The following is a 17,537-nucleotide window of genomic DNA, read 5'->3' on the forward strand; positions in this document are numbered from 1 at the left end:
TTAATAAGAATTAACAAGTCTAAAAAGATCTGCCCTTCAGTGCCAGTCCTCTTCTGCGTGCGTCAGGAAAAAAGCGCAAGAATATGCAAGTCCGCCGCAAGTCCGTGAAAGAAGGCTCGCGTGTCTCTCGCCATACTGAGCGCAGACTTTGCTGAGAAGAGAAATAAGATGAACGCATTTTTGTACGCGCTGGTTGTTGTTATCTGGGGAACCACCTGGATTGCCATTTTCCTGCAACAGGGGCCGGTCCCCGCGCCGGTCTCTATTTTCTGGCGCTTTGCCGTCGCCACCGCCACCATTATGACGGTGCTGCTGATCCTGCGACGCCTGCGCCCGCTTGCCTTACGTGACCACCTGTTTTGCGGCCTGCAGGGCTGCTGCGTCTTCTGCTTTAACTTCTGGTGTTTTTACACCGCCGCGGCCTATATCAATACCGGACTGGAGTCGGTGATTTTCTCAATGGCAGTGCTGTATAACGCCCTGAACAGCTTCCTCTTTTTTGGTCAGCGCCCGCCTGCCCGCTTTTATCTGGCCGCGGCGCTGGGGCTGCTCGGCATTATTACCCTGTTCTGGAACGACCTGCTGGCCAGCGGCTGGAGCGCCGGTCTGCTGTTCGGGATTGCCCTCTCGGCACTGGGTACTTACGGTTTCTCGCTCGGGAATATGATCAGCCTGCGCCACCAGCGCAAGGGTCTGGAAACTATGACCACCAACGCCTGGGCGATGCTGTACGGCACCCTGGTGATGGGGGCGATTGCGCTGATCCGCGGGGATGACTTTACGCCGGTCTGGTCGGTGAGCTATATGGGCGCGCTGCTCTATCTGGCGCTGTTTGGCTCGGTGATCGCCTTTGGCGCGTACTTCACGCTGGTCGGAAGAATTGGCGCGGGCAAGGCTGCATACAGCACGTTGCTCTTTCCGCTGGTGGCGCTCTCATTTTCGACGATGTACGAGGGATATGTCTGGCACAGTAACGGGATTGCGGGGTTACTGCTGATTTTAACGGGGAATCTGGTGATGTTTGCCCGGCCGGAGAACTGGTTCAGACGTCTGAGAACGGCATAAAAAAACGGCCTGCGCAATGCAGGCCGTTTTTGTGTTATTGGGTTTTATGCACATCAAACATGGTGGCATCGGTCGCCATGTCATCCACAACCTGTTTCAGGGTCGCGAAGGTCATCGGCGTGCTTTCGTTATTCAGCTCTTTACCTTCACCCTTACGCACTACTTTCATGACCGGTTTGTTGGTCTTAGCGTCAATCAGCTCGCCTTCAAAGTAGAGGTGGGTATCCATGGTACGGTGACCCGTTGCCATCTGCGTACCGGCAACGACCAGCGCAACAGGGACAACTTCATAGAACTGCAGGCCTTCTTTCTGCGAGCTAACACCGGTAATAGCACCACGGAAGATCAGGCTACGTGGGCCCGGCGTCGCCACGATTGGCTTACGCTGGCCAATCGCGTTTTTCATTTTATCGTTGGTGTAGTTCAACAGTTCATCCAGCGTACGCTGACCGATCTGGGTGGTTGGCTTCGGCGCCGGATAATAGGTGATGTGGTTCCAGACAATGCTGTCGTAATTCGCTTCGTTATATGACGGATCAACCCAGCGAAGCGTCGGTTTACCCGTTGCTGACGTGGTTGATTTCAAACCGGAGTAATCTTTTAAAAAGCCTGAATATTTATCGGGCTCTGCCACTTTTGACGCACAACCCGCCAGCAGCAACAGGCCGGAAAGCGCGGCAACTTTAAATAAAGTATTAGTACGCATGGGTGTATCCCTGTGAAGTGCAAATATGCAATTGAAGTTATAGCAAAAGTTTGCTGAAAAAAAAGTGACAAAAAATGAGGGAAGCAGCATAAATAAGAAAAAGACTGCCCGTAACCATTACGGGCAGCGTTAAATGATTATTTTATATCCACTTGCCAGAATAAATGCTTACCGAACGGGTCAATTTCGTAGCCTGTGACTTCTTTGCGTACAGGCTCAAAAATAGTTGAGTGCGCAATCATTACCGCCGGCATTTGATCGTGCATCATTTGCTGCGCCTGTTTATATAGCGCGACGCGTTTATCGCGATCGGTAATAGATTTAGCCTCGGCAATAATTTTATCAAAAGGTTGATAACACCATTTTGCGGAATTAGAACCGCCGTTAGCTGAGGTGCAGGTAAAGAGCGGACCAAAGAAGTTATCCGGATCGCCCGTTGCCGTGGTCCAGCCCATCAGCGCCGCCTGGTGTTCGCCCCCCTTCACGCGCTTGAGGTATTCTCCCCACTCGTAGGTGACGACTTTGGTCTGCACGCCAATTTTCGCCCAGTCGGCCTGAATCATCTCGGCCATGCGTTTGGCATTCGGGTTGTACGGACGCTGCACCGGCATTGCCCACAGGTCAATGGTCATCCCGTTGGCAAAACCGGCCTCTTTCAGCAGGGCTTTGGCTTTTTCAGGATCGTAATCGTAGTCTTTCAGCTCGCTGTCGGCACTCCACACGCCCGGCGGCAGCAGATTTTTCGCCGCCGTACCGGTGCCCTGGAATACCGCCTCAATGATGGCCGGTTTATTAATGGCCATCGCCAGCGCCTGGCGCACTTTGACGTTATCCAGCGGCGGTTTCTGGGTGTTAAATGACAGGAAGCCGGTATTCAGCCCCGCCTTGCTCATCAGATTAAGATCTTTGTTCGCCTTCATCCGCGGCAGATCGGCAGGGTTCGGGAACGGCATCACCTGGCACTCATTTTTCTCGAGTTTGGCGAAGCGCACCGACGCATCCGGCACGATGGTAAACACCAGACGATCCAGCTTCGCCTTGCCCTGCCAGTACTCCGGGAACGCCGTGAACAGAATGCGGGAATCTTTCTGGTATTTCGCAAGCTTAAACGGCCCGGTGCCAATCGGCTCCATATCCACCTTCTCTGGCGTGCCGGCTTTCAGCATCGCGTCCGCATACTCGGCGGAGAGGATCGACGCAAAGTACCAGGCCAGGTCCGGGACAAACGGCGCTTCCGGGTGCGCCAGGGTGAAGCGCACCGTGTGTTCGTCCACTTTATCGATGGCGGTGATCAGCTTGCCGAATTCCAGGCTTTCGAAATTCGAGTAGTTACCGTTAGAGACGTTGTGATACGGATGCTTAGGGTCTTTCTGCCGCATGAAGGAGAAAATCACATCATCGGCATTAAAGTCGCGCGTCGGGGTGAAGAGCTTGTTGCTCTGGAACTTCACCCCTTTGCGCAGATGGAAGGTATAGACCTTGCCGTCCTCGCTCACGTCCCAGCTTTCGGCCAGGCTCGGCACCAGATCGGTGGTGCCCGGGGTAAAATCCACCAGCCGGTTGTACACCGGCACCGCGCTGGCATCCACGCTGGTGCCAGAAGTATAGAGCTGCGGGTTAAAGTTCTCCGGCGATCCTTCAGAACAATAGACCAGCGTTTTAGCGGCAACGGTGGAACTGACCGTCAGTGCAGCTACGGTCAGCGCCAGTTTTGTGAGGTTGCTTTTCATCGCGTTTTCCTGTCTTTTAATTTGACGGCTAATGAATTTTTGTCGTGCCGAACCATAAATATCATTAAAGTGATTTTGCAAACACCTGATAACTCAAATAAAGAAGGATCCACCATGGCTTCTGCGCTCGCCAGACAATTAACCCAACGCTTCTTTCGCTACCTGGCCGTCACCAGCCAGAGCGATCCGAAGGTCAAAACTCTGCCCTCCACACCCGGCCAGCACGAGATGGCGCGGATGCTGGCGGCAGAGCTGCAAACGCTGGGCTTGTCGGATATCGTCATTGACGAATTTGCCACCGTTACCGCGGTGAAAAAGGGGAATGTGCCGGGCGCGCCGCGGATCGGTTTTATCACCCATATCGATACCGTCGACGTGGGATTGTCACCGGACATTAATCCGCAGATCCTGACATTTACAGGCGATGATCTCTGTCTCAACGCCGAAAAAGAGATCTGGCTGAAGGTCAGCGAACATCCGGAAATCCTGGCCTACCTCAATGAAGAGATCATCTTTAGCGACGGCACCAGCGTGCTGGGAGCCGACAATAAATCGGCGGTGACCGTGGTGATGACGGTGCTGGAAAACCTCACCGCTGAGCACAAACATGGCGATATCGTGGTGGCTTTTGTGCCGGATGAAGAGATTGGCCTGTGCGGGGCGAAGGCGCTGGATCTGAAGCGTTTTGACGTCGATTTCGCCTGGACCATCGACTGCTGCGAGCTCGGGGAGATCGTCTATGAAAACTTCAACGCGGCGGCGGCGGAAATTCGCTTTACCGGCGTGACGGCGCATCCAATGTCGGCCAAAGGCGTCTTAGTGAACCCGCTTCTGATGGCGACGGATTACATCAACCACTTCGATCGCCTGCAAACGCCGGAGCACACCGAGGGCCGCGAAGGCTATATCTGGTTTAACGGCATTCAGGCCGGGCAAAACGAGGCGCTGCTGAAGGCGAGCATTCGTGATTTTGATCGCGACAGTTTCGCCGCGCGCAAGGCGCAGATTGGCGACGTGGCAGAGAAGATCGCCGCCCAGCACCCGACAGCTAAGGTGAGCTGGCACATCGAAGATACTTACAGCAACATCAGCAACGCGGTGGGCGAAGATCGCCGGGCAATCGACCTGATGTTTGAGGCGATGGAAAGTTTAGGCATCACGCCAAAACCGACCCCGATGCGCGGCGGCACCGACGGCGCAGCGCTGTCGGCGAAAGGGCTGTTAACCCCGAACTTCTTCACCGGAGCCCACAACTTCCACTCGAAGTTTGAGTTTTTACCGTTGAAGTCGTTTGAGGCGTCGTATAACACCGCGCTGCAGATTTGCCTGCTGGCGGCGCGTTAAGCCGGGTGGCGGCTGCGCCTTACCCGGCCTACAACGGCACTCACCCGTAGGCCCGTGCAAGCCTAGCGCCGCCGGGCAATGCCCGTTAAGCCGGTTTACGCGCCAGAAGCGTGGCAAAACGCAGCTTGATGCGGTTTCCCTGGGCGTCGGTTCGGTGCAGTTCGCCGACGTCCTCGTTATATTTCAGCTGCTCCCAGCCCGCATAGTATTCGCTCAGTTCGCCGGTTTTAAACGCAAACGGGAAGCCAACGTTGCACGGATAATCTTCGGTATCCATTGCCGCCACAATCAGGTTATAGCCGCCGGGTTTGGTGCAGCGCTGCATATTGTCGATCAGGCCCGGAATAGTTTCTGACTGCAGGAACATCAGCACCACGGTGGAGAGAATAAAATCGTATTCACCGTCGAAGCGCAGGCTGTTGAGATCCTGAATCGCCGTCTGCAGGTTAGTGATGCCCTCTTTCGCCTTGATGCTCTCGATATTCTCGATGCTCATCGGGTTCTTATCCCACGCGGTCACGTCGTAGCCGTTGGCCGCCAGGTAGAGGCTGTTACGTCCGTTGCCACAGCCGAGATCCAGCGTTTTGCCCGGCTTAACAATCCCGGCGCTGTACAGCACTTCTGAGTGGGTGCGGGTCAGGCCATATTTTTCGGTGAAGTAGTTCTCATCAAACACAGTCATTCTTTTTCCTCAGCTTGCATAAGCGTTGCTTTGTCTGCACGAACCAGTAGTTTTCCCTGCATCAACAGGATAAAGGTTCGCACCAGTAATAGCGCAATGATGGCATTGGTAAAAATAAACAGCGGGATGGCGATGGCGTGGAAGAATCCGGACGGGCTGCTCTGCCCCAGATGTAGACCGGTTGTGGCCAGCGCCGACACGCCGAACGAAAAGCTCCAGAACGACGCATTAAACGGCTGCACCAGATACCAGGGCATCAGCCGCAGAGTAAACAGCAGCTGCAGCAGGCCGTAGCCGAACAGCATTTTGGCGAAGGTATCCGCTTCTCCACCGTTCACGCTGAACCAGGCGCTACAGGCCACCAGCGCCGGTGCCAGCTGAATACCGAGGGATGAACGCATCGGCGCAGGCAGTTCCCCCGCGCTGCGCAGGCGCTGCAAAATCACCGGTTCAAGGCTCAGCCAGGAGAAGACTCCCGCGCCGAGAAACACCAGCCCGGCATCGTGAAACCCCAACGCGCCGCAGGCCATGGCGCTGATAAAGTTATTCGCCACCGTCGGCAGGTAAAGACCCGGAGTAGTGGCCTCCTCCGGATGTTTGCCGCGCCACAGCCCGGCGGATTGCCACGCCGCATAGCTCAGCTGAACCACCACGCCCACGGTAAACAGGCACAGCGCCAGCGGGCGATACCAGGGCACAAAGCCAATCGCCACCAGCATCGTGGTGGCCGGAAACAGGCTGACAAAACTGCTCATCACCGGATGGCGCATCTCCGCCAGCACGCTGCCCGGGAAACGCATCAGGCGGGTGATAAACGCCACGGTTAACAGCAGCCAGATAACCATCGCCAGCGAGACCAGGATCTCGCCCGGCCAGTGCGATACCGGCCAGATCGTGCTGGCGTAACGCCAGGCAAAGCCCATACCGATGGTCCCCAGCACCATGCCGTAGTAGCCAGCGGGCAAATTCAGAACGCGTTCAGTGGATTGAGTCTTATACATTTATTTTAAGGTATAAAATATATTTGAAATGCTAGTTTAAAGCGTTTCATTTGCGGATGCCACTCTTTCGATCAACGTAAACTTTGCTACGTTTAGTGAAGAGGACAACGGCGGGCACAGTGATGAATAAATATCGACTCAGCGATGAGAGCCGTCTGCACCACTGGCAGGACGGCGAGACCAGAACAGCGGTAAAAGTGCGTCAGATTATCGCCGCGCGGGATTTTAGCGATGTAAAAAGCGGCACGCGGGGCGGCTGGGTTGATGACGAATCGGCCTTGTCACACGAGCACGACTGCTGGATCTACGACGAGAACAGCGTGGTCTTTGCCGGAGCGCAGGTGAGCGGCAATGCGCGTATCACCCAGCCCTGCGTCATCAGCCATCAGGCATCAGTGGGCGATAACGTCTGGGTGGATGGCGCGCAGATCAGCCACGGCGCACGAATAAGTGACAACGTCACCATTCAGTCATCAGTGGTGCGCGGTGAGTGCCACCTTTTCGACAATGCCCGGGTGCTGCACAACAGCATGGTGATTGCCGCCAAAGGGCTCACCCTGGACCATGAGCAGATCCTAAGGATCTTCGGCGAGGCCACGGTCAGCCAGTCGCGGGTGGTGCATCAGGCGCAGATCTACGGTAACGCCATCGTCAGTTACGCCTTTGTCGAGCATCGCGCCGAAGTGTTCGAGAACGCGCTAATCGAAGGCAACGAGGTGAATAACGTCTGGGTGTGCGACTGCGCCAAAGTGTACGGCAACGCGCGCCTGCTCGCCGGGCTGGAGGACGATGCTATACCCACCCTGCGCTACAGCTCCCAGGTGGCGGAAAATGCGCTGGTTGAGGGCAACTGCGTCATCAAACACCATGTCCTGATTGGCGGTGAGGCCTGGCTACGCGGCGGGCCAATCCTGATTGATGACAAAGTGGTGATCCAGGGTCGGGCACGTATTCAGGGTGAAGTGCTGATCGAACATCATATTGAAATTACCGATGATGCGGTGATCGAAGCCTCTGACGGGGAGATGATTCACCTGCGCGGTGCGAAGGTGATTAACGGCGCGCAGCGCATCACGCGCACGCCGCTGCTCGGGGCATTATGAAGCGCTGATACGGGCGTAGATGTTCTGGTCGTCATAATTCCCGTTGAGGAACTCAGCCTCTTTCAGGCACCCTTCCAGCACGAAGCCGTTGCGCTGCGCCACCTGATTGCTGGCGGCGTTGTCGACGCGGCACTTGATGACGAAGCGGCGGATCTCCCCACGCGAGGCGTAGTAGTCAATAAACGCCTCCAGCGCGCGGGACAAAATCCCCTGCCCCTGATGAGCTTCATCCAGCCAGTAGCCGATATAGCCTGTCTTGTTAAGCGGTTCGATGGCGTTAAACGACAGCACCCCCACCAGCGTGTTATCGTTAAAGATCAGGAACATTTTGGCGTAACCGCGCTGGTGCAGCATCTGGTTGCTCAGGATGTTCTGGCGGGTATCCGCTTCAGTGCCGACAAACTGCGGCCAGTTGAGGAAGTCCTGCAGATATGCCCGGTTTTTGACCACCAGATTGTGCAGTTCGGTAGTGTAACGTTCGTCGGCGGCGCGCAGTTCGATATGCGCGGTGACGAGGATAATTTCTTCTTCGTTAGTGGTGTTCATCAGTCAACCTTAGTAGGCCGGGTAAGGCGCAGCCGCCACCCGGCGTGAACACGGACCCTGCGGTCTGCAATGCCGGGCGGCGCGTGCGCTTGCCCGGCCTACGGTTTATCGCATTACGCGGTCATCAACATACTGGCGTTTATCCGGCGCAGGCGGGAAGTAGTGATACAGCCAGGTCTCGCTGATGGCCTCGCCCTGGCAGCGCAGGAACATACGCATATCCACCGTATCGGTCGAATCGCTGGTCGGATACCAGTCAAACAGAATGCGGTATCCGTCGAACGGCTCAACGTACAAAATTTCAATCTGCTTCGCTTCGCCGCTGGAGAGGGTGATCACCGGCTCGATCCCTTTCGGGGCCGCCGCTTTCAGATCGCCGCCAACAAAATCAATCGCAAAACGGCGCGCCCAGACTTTCGGGTAGTTCTCGCCCGGGGCCCAGCCTTCCGGGAAGCCGCCCATGCCGGTACGGGTAGCCATCACGTTTGCCAGCGGGGAACGCACCGGCGGTTTCGCGCTCCAGTAGAGACGGTACTGGAAGTCCAGCTTGTCGCCCGCCTTCACCGGTTTTTCCGGCTGCCAGAAGCAGACCACGTTATCCAGCGTTTCACCGGTGGTTGGGATCTCCATCAGGCTCACGGTGCCTTTACCCCACTGGTTACGCGGCTCAACCCACAGGCTTGGGCGCTTGTTGTACCAGCCCATAATGTCCTGATAGTGCGAGAAGTCGCGATCGAGCTGTAACAGACCAAAACCTTTCGGGTTTTTGTCGGTATAGGCGTTGAACTGCAGCTTTTGCGGGTTATTCAGCGGACGGCAAATCCACTCCCCGTTGCCGCGCCACATCGCCAGACGGTCGGAGTCGTGGATCTGCGGGTGAATGGTGTCGCACATGCGGCGTTCGTTGTTGCCGCAGGCGAACATGCTGGTCATCGGCGAGATCCCCAGCTGCTGGATGTCCTTGCGGGCATACAGGTGGTTTTCGACGTCCATGATCACCTGGGTCTTCTCGCAGTGGATCACGAACTTATAGGCACCGGTGATGCTCGGGCTGTCGAGCAGGGTGTAGACCGTGAAGGTGGTCGCGCCCGGTTTCACGGTTTCAAACCAGAATGAGGTGAAGTCCGGGAACTCTTCAGTGCTGTCGGCGTAGGTGTTCAGCGCCAGGCCACGGGCGGAGAGCCCGTACTGGTAGGTGTCGTCTACCGCGCGGAAGTAGCTGGCGCCGAGGAACGAGACAATATCGCGACGCGCCAGCTCCGGGGATTTGAAGGCGCGGAACCCGGCAAAACCTAAATCGCTCTGGCCTTCCAGTTGCTTTGTATCAACCCCCGCGTCGTGGTAGTTGAACAGCTCAGGGCGGAAGTGGATCTCGCGCGCCTGAGAGGTCTGGTTGTCCAGCGAGAACATGCGCACCCGACGGCGGAAGCCCATCCCGACGTGGAAGAACTGCACGTCAAGCTGGCGGTTTTCGATGTTGTTCCACAGCGACTGCTTTGCGTCGTACTGGATGCTGTTGTAAGCCTGCGGCGTCAGCGTTGCCAGGGTTTCAGGCAGAGGACGCGGCGCACCGCCCCACGGTGTTTGCGCCAGGTCGTGCGCCATGGATTGCAGCACAGAAAAGTCGAAACGGCGGCTCGACCCGTCCGCGATATCCGATTCAGCCGCATGGGCCGCCTGGGAAAAGAGTGCGGAAAGTCCGGAGGTCCCGCTCACTGCAGCTACGGCCAGGGAGCCTTTTAAAAAACGTCTGCGATTCATGCCTGGAAAAACGTCCTTATGGTCGTGGGTAGTGGGTTTCGCTTACGGCGAAACAACGGCAAGAAAGAACATCATTAAAGGGGCACAGCCTAAACAAAAACGGTTAAGAATCCAATTATTGACAGGCGAGAATATGAACAAAGCGTGAAAGATTTTTCTGTCGAGGGGAATTGCCTGAAACGCGGGTAAAGAAAAGTATATACCCTAAATAATTCGAGTTGCATGAAGGCGGCGACGCAGCGAATCCCCAGGAGCTTGCTAAAGTAAGTGACTGGGGTGAGCGAGGAAAGCCAACGCACAGGCAACTTGAAGTATGACGGGTATAAAAAAGCCCCTGCCGGACATCAACGCCAGGGGCTAAACGATCAGATTATTGTTATTTTACGCTGACATCGATGCCCGGGAAGTACTTCTTCGCCAGCTTGTCGATGGTGCCGTCAGCGCGGACTTTATCAATCGCAGCATCAAGCTGTTTTTTCGTGGCCTCATCGCCTTTACGCAGGCCATAGCCGATCCCGCTGCCGAGAATGGTGTCATCCGACACCGGTTTGCCGATAAAGCCGAAGCCCTTGCCCTGCGGCTTGCTCAGGAAGCCAGCCTGCCCGGCGGCGGACATCACCAGCGAGGCGTCGATACGGCCATTCAGCAGATCGCCCCAGGCCATATTCTGATCTTTATACGACACCACGGTGACACCCTGCTTCTCCCAGTGCTCTTTGGCGTAGGTTTCCTGAATGGAGCCCTGCAGCACGCCAATGGTTTTGCCTTTCAGCCCTTCCGGCGTGGCGTCGACCACGCTGCCGGTTTTGCCCACCAGCTGGGACGGGATCCGGTAGATCGGCTGGGTAAAGTCGATGCTCTGGCGACGCTGCTCAGTAATGTTCATCGCCGAGTTGATGGCGTCGAATTTCTTCGCTACCAGCCCCGGGATCAGCGCGTCGAATGAGGTCTCGACCCAACTGCATTTCAGCGACGCCGCCGCGCAAATCGCGTTGCCCAGCTCAATATCAAACCCTTCCAGCTCACCGGAAGAGTTGCGGCTCTCAAAGGGCGGATACTCGGCTTCAACGCCATAACGTAATTCGGTTGCGGCAAAAGAGGAAAACGAACACAGCAACCCCAGGCCGACAACGAAGGCTTTTAATTTCATGACTGAACTCCTTAGCGTGGTTTTACCCGACACAGGGCCTGCGCACCTGCCCGTAATGTCGCCTCATCTTTCGCAAAAGAGAGACGGATTAATTTGTTATCTGTCCCGTCGGTATAGAACGCCGAAAGCGGGATTGTGGCAACACCGTAGTCAACAATCAGCCGCTTCACCAGTTCGCTGTCGCGTTCATCGCTGAAATGGCTGTAATCCGCCAGCAGGAAGAACGAACCTGCGCTCGGCAGCAGGCGGAACGGGGAATCGGCCAGTAGGTTGACCAGCAGATCGCGTTTGCGCTGGTAGAACGACGCCAGCGACAGCCAGGTTTGCGGATCGGCCATATGTTCGGCAAACGCGTACTGCATAGGAGTATCGGCAGAGAACATCAAAAACTGATGGATTTTGCAGATCTCATCCATCAGCTGCGCCGGGGCGACACAGTAGCCGACGCGCCAGCCGGTGACGTGGTAGGTTTTACCAAACGACGAGACGATGACGCTGCGCTCAGCCAGCCCCGGATGGGTCGCCATGCCGTGATGCGGTACATCGTCGAACACCACGTGCTCGTACACTTCGTCAGAGAGAATAATAATGTCGGTGTTGCGGGTGATCGCCGCGAGCTGTTCCAGATCGTCGGCCGAGAAGACCTGTCCGCTCGGGTTATGCGGCGTGTTGACGATGATCATCCGGGTGCGCGAGGTAATGGCGGCGCGCACTTCATCCCAGTTCACCGCGAAATCCGGCACCGTCAGCTTGATGGCGATCGGCGTTGCGCCTTGCAAACGCACAATCGGCGCGTAGCTGTCGAACGACGGTTCAAAGTAGATCACTTCGTCGCCGGGATGCACCAGGCCGCTGATGGCCGAGTAGAGCCCTTCGCTGGCGCTGGCGGTGACAAGTACCTCGCTGGCAGGATCGTACTGCGTGCCATACAGCGAGGCGATCTTATCGGCGATGCGTTCCTTCAGCGGCGTCAGCCCGGTCATCGACGCGTACTGGTTGTGGCCCGCCTGCATGGCGCGGTGGACGCCGGCTACCAGCGCGGGGTCGCAGTCGAAGTTCGGCGCGCCCTGAGAAAGGTTGATGGCATTGTGCTCAGCGGAAAGCTGACCGATAACGGTAAAAATGGTGGTGCCAACGTCCGGCAGTTTGGAACGGGTTTGTATCGGAGTGCGCAGCGTCATCATGGATCCCTCTGGTGGATATTGCATAACTATTCAACCTGAAGGCTATTGTGGCGACAATCGAATTGTTGTCATAATAGCCATGACAAAAAATCATAACTGGAGGTTCTGTGTCGCATCGCGCGTTCCCGCTTACTGCCGTTGAGGCGTTTATTGTTACCGCCCGGCACCTGAATCTGACCCATGCGGCAAAAGAGCTGTGCCTGACCCAGGGAGCCGTGAGCCGCAAGATCGCCGCCCTTGAAGGCTGGTTCGGTTTTCCGCTGTTTGAGCGCCACGCCCGCGGGCTGCGCCTCTCCTCCCAGGGCAGCGCCCTGCTGCCGGATTTGCGCGCCTCGTATGAACAGGTTCTGACGGTGGCGGACCAGGCCCGGGCGCAGCAAACCGTGGTGCGCCTGAAAGTGCCCACCTGCGCCATGCGCTGGCTGGTGCCGCGACTGCTGCAGGTGGAGCGCGAGCAGCCCGAGTTGCAGATTGCGCTCACCACCACCAACGATCACAGCGTGAATTTCAAAACCGAATCCTACGACGCAGCCATTGTTTTTGGCACCCACCTGAGCGCGGGAGATCTGCTGTTCGAGGAGGCCTTAACCCCGGTGATCAGCCCGTTACGCCAGGGCTCAGCGGTGGAGTCATTGACCTTTTTGCATCCGACGCGGGATAAGACCGACTGGTCGCTGTGGCTGGAACGGCAGGCGATGCAGCCCTCTGCCATGCACAAAAATCAACACTTCGACACCATGGATCTGGCGATCACAGCCGCTATCCAGGGGCTTGGCGTGGCGATTGCCGACGAGACGCTGGTAGCGGAAGATATCCGCGCCGGGCGGCTGGTGCGGCCTTACGCCAGCAGTATCAAAACCGGCGCCAGCTACCGGCTGGTGCTGCGGGAGTCGCGCGGCAAAGCGGCGGGGCTGGCCGCCTTTCGCGAATGCCTGCTTAATCCAGGCTGACGTGGTGCTTCATTACCCGTTTGAACAGCGCCATACGGGCGCGCATAAATCGATTTTCAAGCTTAAAACCCGCATGTTTATTCACTCCAATGCGTAGCAGCACGTCCCGCCCGTGGTGACAGGCAGGCCAGCGCGTCGGGCCATTCAGCGTGTCGCACTGCCGGCTGGCATGGCGGGCGAAGTTGACCCAGTAATCGGCGACCTGAGCGGAAAACGCCAGGTCGTTGGCATTCACATACTGTCGGGCGGGCTCGGCGAGGGTGAGCGTATCAAACACGTAAGGCACCTCGTTGCCATGCCACGCCCCGTTGGCGTAAGTGGCGTGCTCGGCTTCAGCCACGTAGTCAAACCAGTAGCGCCAGCACGGCTCCCCTACCCGCCGCTGGGCCTGCATCACCACAAACCCCAGGGTGGTAAAGGCCATATCCCGGCACACCTGACGCCCCAGCTCGGTGTCGTCTTTGATGCCGGGATAGAGCAGCTTTATTAATCCTAACCCCAGCCGCCGCTCCCGGCGCAGCTTCTGGATCTGCCCGGCGAGATCGACGCCAAACACCCCCATTACGCTCGCCTCATCGCTGTTCGAGCCAACCATGATCGGCACAGGATGCTGGCGCGCGGCAAAAAAGACCTCCAGCATCGGCTCGGGCAGTACGCAATCTCCGACTATCGGGGCCGGGCCCACGTTGAGGGGTGCCGTCAGCGGCCAGAGCGCCTCGGCCGGGATCGCCCGCAGCTGCTCAGCGGTGGCATCCTCAAGACCAAAATGGGCCGCCAGCGCCTCGCCCTTGCTGAGGGCCTGCGTCCGGGGCGTATCCGGCAGGGTGTAGCCGCTCTGGATTATCGCTTTATGGAACAGCCCCTTAGCCAGCGGCGAAGCCAGTAACGACAGCACGCTGCGCGCCCCGGCAGACTCGCCAAACAGGGTGACGTTGTCCGGGTCGCCGCCAAAGCGGGCGATGTTGTCCCGCACCCACTCCAGGGCGGCCATCTGATCGAGCAGAGCAAAGTTATGCACCACCCGCTCCTCTTCTCCCGCCAGCGCCGGATGGGCAAAAAAGCCCAGATGGCCAAGCCGGTAGTTGAGGGTGACGATCACCGCCCCGCGCTGCGCCAACGCTTTGCCGTCGTAGGGCGGCAGCCCGCCAGCGCCAATGGTAAAGCCCCCGCCGTGCAGCCAGACCATCACCGGCAGCGGCGCGGCGCGCTCCACCGGCGACCAGACGTTCAGGTAAAGGCAATCCTCCGAGAAGCGGCCCGGATCGCCCCCGCCCAGCTGCTGACAGTACTCACTGCTCTGCCAGCTCGACGGCGAAAAGGCGGTGGCCTGACGCACGCCCTGCCAGCTCGCTAGCGGCTGCGGCGAACGCCAGCGTAAGGCGCCCACCGGCGGGGCAGCATAGGGAATGGCGCGCCAAACCTGCACATCGCCATCGGTTATGCCGCTAATATCGCCGTGGCGCGTGGTCACTATCGGGGAAGAGACGTTGTCCATATCGATCTTCAGTTAATGTCACATCCCCGCAGAGTACCGTTTTCAGAGCAAACCGCAACGTCGCTTGCTGCGCTCTTCCGCCTCCTGGTAGAGAGTGAACTCGTCCAGCACCGGGCAACCCAGCGCTTCTTCAAAGGCATCGCGGCTGGCGTTGCCGTGGCTGCGGGCCTGGGTTTCGTTGCCAAGATTCGACTGGAAGATCCCCGCGGCGCTCACCGGGAGGAAATCCTCATAGGTGATGGGCTGAGCGACCACCCAGCCACGCTCGATCAGCGGCTGCGGATCGTCGCCGGGGCCAAAGGCCTGGCGGTGCGCCTCTCCGGCGGGCGTCAGGCGATAGCGGAACCACGCCAGCCCCTGACGGCGCAGGAAGATATCGCTGTCGGGAAATGCCTGGAAGACCTCCTGCAGGTGCAGCTGATGGGTCAGGTTATCCTTTCCGGTACCGGCCTCCGCCAGCAGACGATCGTAGAGGTCGCGCCCTTTCGGGGTTAACGCCACCCCGCGCTGCTCAATCTCGCCGAAGCGCGCGGTATGGGTGCCCCGCTGCTCTCCCGCAAACAGCACCGGCTCCTCCAGCGCCTTGAAGCTGGTCTGGCGCAGCAGCAGAGGCGTCTCCCGGCGCGGCGGCCCTTCGATCAGCATCTTCGGTTCAATACCGTATTCGGGCATTAACGCCTGCACCCGGTCGATATCCAGCGTGCGCGGCGTCAGGTGGTTGATGTGGCAGCCCGGGAAGCAGACCACGTCGGCAATCAACCGGTGTTCATTGTGCAGCGCCTGGTAGGTGTCGTGATCCACCGTGGCGTGGCGATGCCAGCGGAAGGTCTCCAGCGCTTCCTTAACAAATTCTTCGGCCTGCGCCGGGGTAAACGCCCCTTCCGCCTCGTACAGGTCGATCAGTTCCAGGCAGCGGGGGGTGAAGATGTTGCGTCGGGCGAGGATCTCCGCCGCTTTCTCGCGCAGGGGCAGGTTGTCGATCAGATCGAGGCGCAGCAGCGAGGTAAAAATACGAAACGGGTTGCGGCACAGCGCGGCGTCATCAACCGGACGAAACGCGGTTGAGTGGACCGGCACCCCGGCCTGGGAGAGATCGTAATAGCTGACCGGGAACATCCCCATAATGGCGAACATGCGTCGCAGGGTTGCCAGTTCCAGGGCCGTACCGACACGGATCGCCCCGTGGCGTTCGAGGTTGAGGCGAGCGAGTTCATCCGCGTTGGCCAGTTGTTCGTGCAGCTTCGGGTTGTTTTCCAGGACTGCCAGATTCACATCCGCTACCAGCTCCAGCAAGGTTCCGTACTGCGGAACTTCCTGCTGGTACATCGCCGACATAGCCTGCGAAAAGTTTTCCCGAATATCATCAGCCGTGATGGTGTTCGCCATGATGTCATGCCTCCAGTGAATATTACCTGGAGTGTAGAGAAGGCCATTGCGCCTGTTTGGAAGAATTTACGAATTGTGATCTGGATGGAGAGGCGCGCGTTTCCTGAACGACCACGAATTTATGCGGTTCAGGCCCCGGGCAACTATTTCAACCCCTTTCCAAAAAATGCTTGTTACTCAATTAGATTGAATGTTAATAATATTTTGCTAGCAGGTTATCAAAATTAAACAACTTCACTTGTCACGCGTAACGCTCTGTTTTTAACATCGCCTATGGAAAAAAATGGTTTGTTTAGTCAGCGCATTCGTTTGCGCCATCTGCATACTTTTGTGGCCGTTGCTCAACAGGGAACACTGGGACGCGCGGCTGAAACCCTTAACCTGAGCCAGCCTGCGCTTTCAAAAACGCTGAACGAGCTGGAGCAGCTCACCGGCACGCGCCTGTTCGAACGTGGACGCCTGGGCGCGCAGCTCACCCTGGTGGGCGAGCAGTTCCTGACCCACGCGGTCAAAGTCCTCGATGCCCTGAATACCGCGGGCCAGTCCCTGACCCGGCGCAACGATGCGCCGGGCGACGTGGTGCGCATCGGCGCGCTGCCGACCGCGGCGCTGGGCATTCTTCCGGCGGTCATCGGCCAGTTCCATAAACAGCAGCGCAACATAACGCTGCAGGTCGCCACCATGAATAACACCATGCTGCTGGCGGGGCTGAAGTCCGGCGAGCTGGACCTGGGCATGGGCAGAATGTCCGATCCGGAGCTGATGAGCGGCCTGAACTATGAGCTGCTTTTTCTGGAATCTCTCAAGCTGGTGGTGCGTCCGCGTCATCCTATCCTCAATGATACCGTGACCCTAAGCCGGGTGATGGAGTGGCCGGTGGTGGTGTCGCCGAAAGGCACCGTACCGCGCCAGACGGCGGAAACCCTTCTCCAGACCCAGGGCTGCAAACTGCCGTCGGGCTGTATTGAGACCCTTTCGGCCTCGCTGTCGCGCCAGCTGACGGTGGATTTTGACTATGTCTGGTTCGTCCCGTCCGGGGCGGTGAAAGAAGATCTGCGCCAGGGCACGCTGGTGGCATTGCCGGTCACCACTCCCGGCCCCGGCGAACCTATTGGGGTTTTAACCCGCGTTGACGCCCCGCTCTCCGCCGCCACCCAGACGCTGCTCAGCGCGATACGTAAATCCATGCCGGTGTGATCACACTTCCCTCCAGCCCGTCTTGATGACGGGCTTTTTGTTTCCATTACTCAAATAATGCGAAATCATTCATTAACAATTGCACTAAACAATTTAACAGATTTATCATACCCGCCGAATTCACCAAATGGTTCATTCAAACAACACAGCGGTGAATTCTTTGGCGCTACATTGACGTCATGTTCGACTTTTTCATCAAGGATCTTCTCTTCTGTTACCCATTTGGTTCAGGGTTGA

Annotated in this window: 15 protein-coding genes; 5 read left to right on the forward strand and 10 right to left on the reverse strand. The window is 57.7% G+C overall.

Annotation, left to right across the window (positions count from 1 at the left end):
• The first annotated feature begins 168 nt into the window (after positions 1 to 168).
• Entirely contained in the window at positions 169 to 1,065 is an 897-nt protein-coding gene (locus FFB58_RS03785) for a DMT family transporter (protein ID WP_039028642.1), read from the forward strand.
• Positions 1,066 to 1,099: 34 nt separating this feature from the next.
• Here FFB58_RS03785 and FFB58_RS03790 read toward each other — a convergent pair whose 3' ends face one another.
• Positions 1,100 to 1,771, reverse strand: a complete 672-nt coding sequence (locus FFB58_RS03790) for a DUF3313 domain-containing protein (protein WP_039028641.1) — start codon at positions 1,769 to 1,771, stop codon at positions 1,100 to 1,102.
• A gap of 137 nt (positions 1,772 to 1,908) precedes the next feature.
• Positions 1,909 to 3,501: an ABC transporter substrate-binding protein gene (locus FFB58_RS03795; protein ID WP_138369056.1), complete on the reverse strand. Its 1,593-nt coding sequence runs from the start codon at positions 3,499 to 3,501 to the stop codon at positions 1,909 to 1,911.
• Positions 3,502 to 3,615: 114 nt separating this feature from the next.
• On the opposite strand from FFB58_RS03795, the gene pepT reads away from it, so the two are divergent.
• A complete protein-coding gene (gene pepT, locus FFB58_RS03800) occupies positions 3,616 to 4,845 on the forward strand; it encodes a peptidase T (protein ID WP_138369057.1) in 1,230 nt (409 codons plus the stop codon).
• An 85-nt stretch (positions 4,846 to 4,930) separates the two neighbouring features.
• Here pepT and tehB read toward each other — a convergent pair whose 3' ends face one another.
• A complete protein-coding gene (gene tehB / locus FFB58_RS03805; RefSeq protein WP_039028638.1) occupies positions 4,931 to 5,527 on the reverse strand; it encodes a tellurite resistance methyltransferase TehB in 597 nt (198 codons plus the stop codon).
• Entirely contained in the window at positions 5,524 to 6,528 is a 1,005-nt protein-coding gene (gene tehA / locus FFB58_RS03810) for a dicarboxylate transporter/tellurite-resistance protein TehA (protein ID WP_138369058.1), read from the reverse strand. The genes tehB and tehA overlap by 4 nt, the downstream gene beginning before the upstream one ends.
• A gap of 122 nt (positions 6,529 to 6,650) precedes the next feature.
• Here tehA and ydcK point away from each other — a divergent pair, with 122 nt between their 5' ends.
• A complete protein-coding gene (gene ydcK / locus FFB58_RS03815) occupies positions 6,651 to 7,631 on the forward strand; it encodes a YdcK family protein (protein WP_138369059.1) in 981 nt (326 codons plus the stop codon).
• Here the strand turns inward: ydcK and rimL are convergent.
• The 4 genes from rimL to FFB58_RS03835 form a co-directional block, all read right to left on the reverse strand.
• Positions 7,626 to 8,177 (reverse strand): 50S ribosomal protein L7/L12-serine acetyltransferase, encoded by a 552-nt coding sequence (gene rimL, locus FFB58_RS03820; protein ID WP_138369060.1) that lies wholly within the window; start codon positions 8,175 to 8,177, stop codon positions 7,626 to 7,628. The genes ydcK and rimL overlap by 6 nt on opposite strands.
• Before the next feature lie 105 nt (positions 8,178 to 8,282).
• Positions 8,283 to 9,938: a glucan biosynthesis protein gene (locus FFB58_RS03825; RefSeq protein WP_138369061.1), complete on the reverse strand. Its 1,656-nt coding sequence runs from the start codon at positions 9,936 to 9,938 to the stop codon at positions 8,283 to 8,285.
• Between the two features lie 376 nt (positions 9,939 to 10,314).
• Positions 10,315 to 11,088: an ABC transporter substrate-binding protein gene (locus FFB58_RS03830; RefSeq protein WP_138369062.1), complete on the reverse strand. Its 774-nt coding sequence runs from the start codon at positions 11,086 to 11,088 to the stop codon at positions 10,315 to 10,317.
• Positions 11,089 to 11,099: 11 nt separating this feature from the next.
• Positions 11,100 to 12,269 (reverse strand): pyridoxal phosphate-dependent aminotransferase, encoded by a 1,170-nt coding sequence (locus FFB58_RS03835; RefSeq protein WP_138369246.1) that lies wholly within the window; start codon positions 12,267 to 12,269, stop codon positions 11,100 to 11,102.
• Positions 12,270 to 12,379: 110 nt separating this feature from the next.
• Between FFB58_RS03835 and FFB58_RS03840 the strand changes: the two genes are divergently transcribed.
• The gene (locus tag FFB58_RS03840; protein ID WP_138369063.1) at positions 12,380 to 13,222 is read left to right on the forward strand and encodes a LysR family transcriptional regulator; all 843 of its coding nucleotides are present in this window, start codon (positions 12,380 to 12,382) and stop codon (positions 13,220 to 13,222) included.
• Here the strand turns inward: FFB58_RS03840 and FFB58_RS03845 are convergent.
• Positions 13,209 to 14,717, reverse strand: a complete 1,509-nt coding sequence (locus FFB58_RS03845; protein ID WP_138369064.1) for a carboxylesterase/lipase family protein — start codon at positions 14,715 to 14,717, stop codon at positions 13,209 to 13,211. The two genes, FFB58_RS03840 and FFB58_RS03845, sit on opposite strands and share 14 nt — an antisense overlap.
• A 42-nt stretch (positions 14,718 to 14,759) precedes the next feature.
• Complete coding sequence (locus tag FFB58_RS03850; protein ID WP_138369065.1) at positions 14,760 to 16,103, reverse strand: VOC family protein; 1,344 nt, start codon at positions 16,101 to 16,103, stop codon at positions 14,760 to 14,762.
• Positions 16,104 to 16,376: 273 nt separating this feature from the next.
• Here FFB58_RS03850 and FFB58_RS03855 point away from each other — a divergent pair, with 273 nt between their 5' ends.
• Complete coding sequence (locus tag FFB58_RS03855; RefSeq protein WP_039028629.1) at positions 16,377 to 17,300, forward strand: LysR substrate-binding domain-containing protein; 924 nt, start codon at positions 16,377 to 16,379, stop codon at positions 17,298 to 17,300.
• The last annotated feature ends 237 nt before the right edge of the window (positions 17,301 to 17,537 follow it).

The organism is Enterobacter sp. MF024 (assembly GCF_005843915.1).
GTDB lineage: Bacteria > Pseudomonadota > Gammaproteobacteria > Enterobacterales > Enterobacteriaceae > Enterobacter > Enterobacter barmai.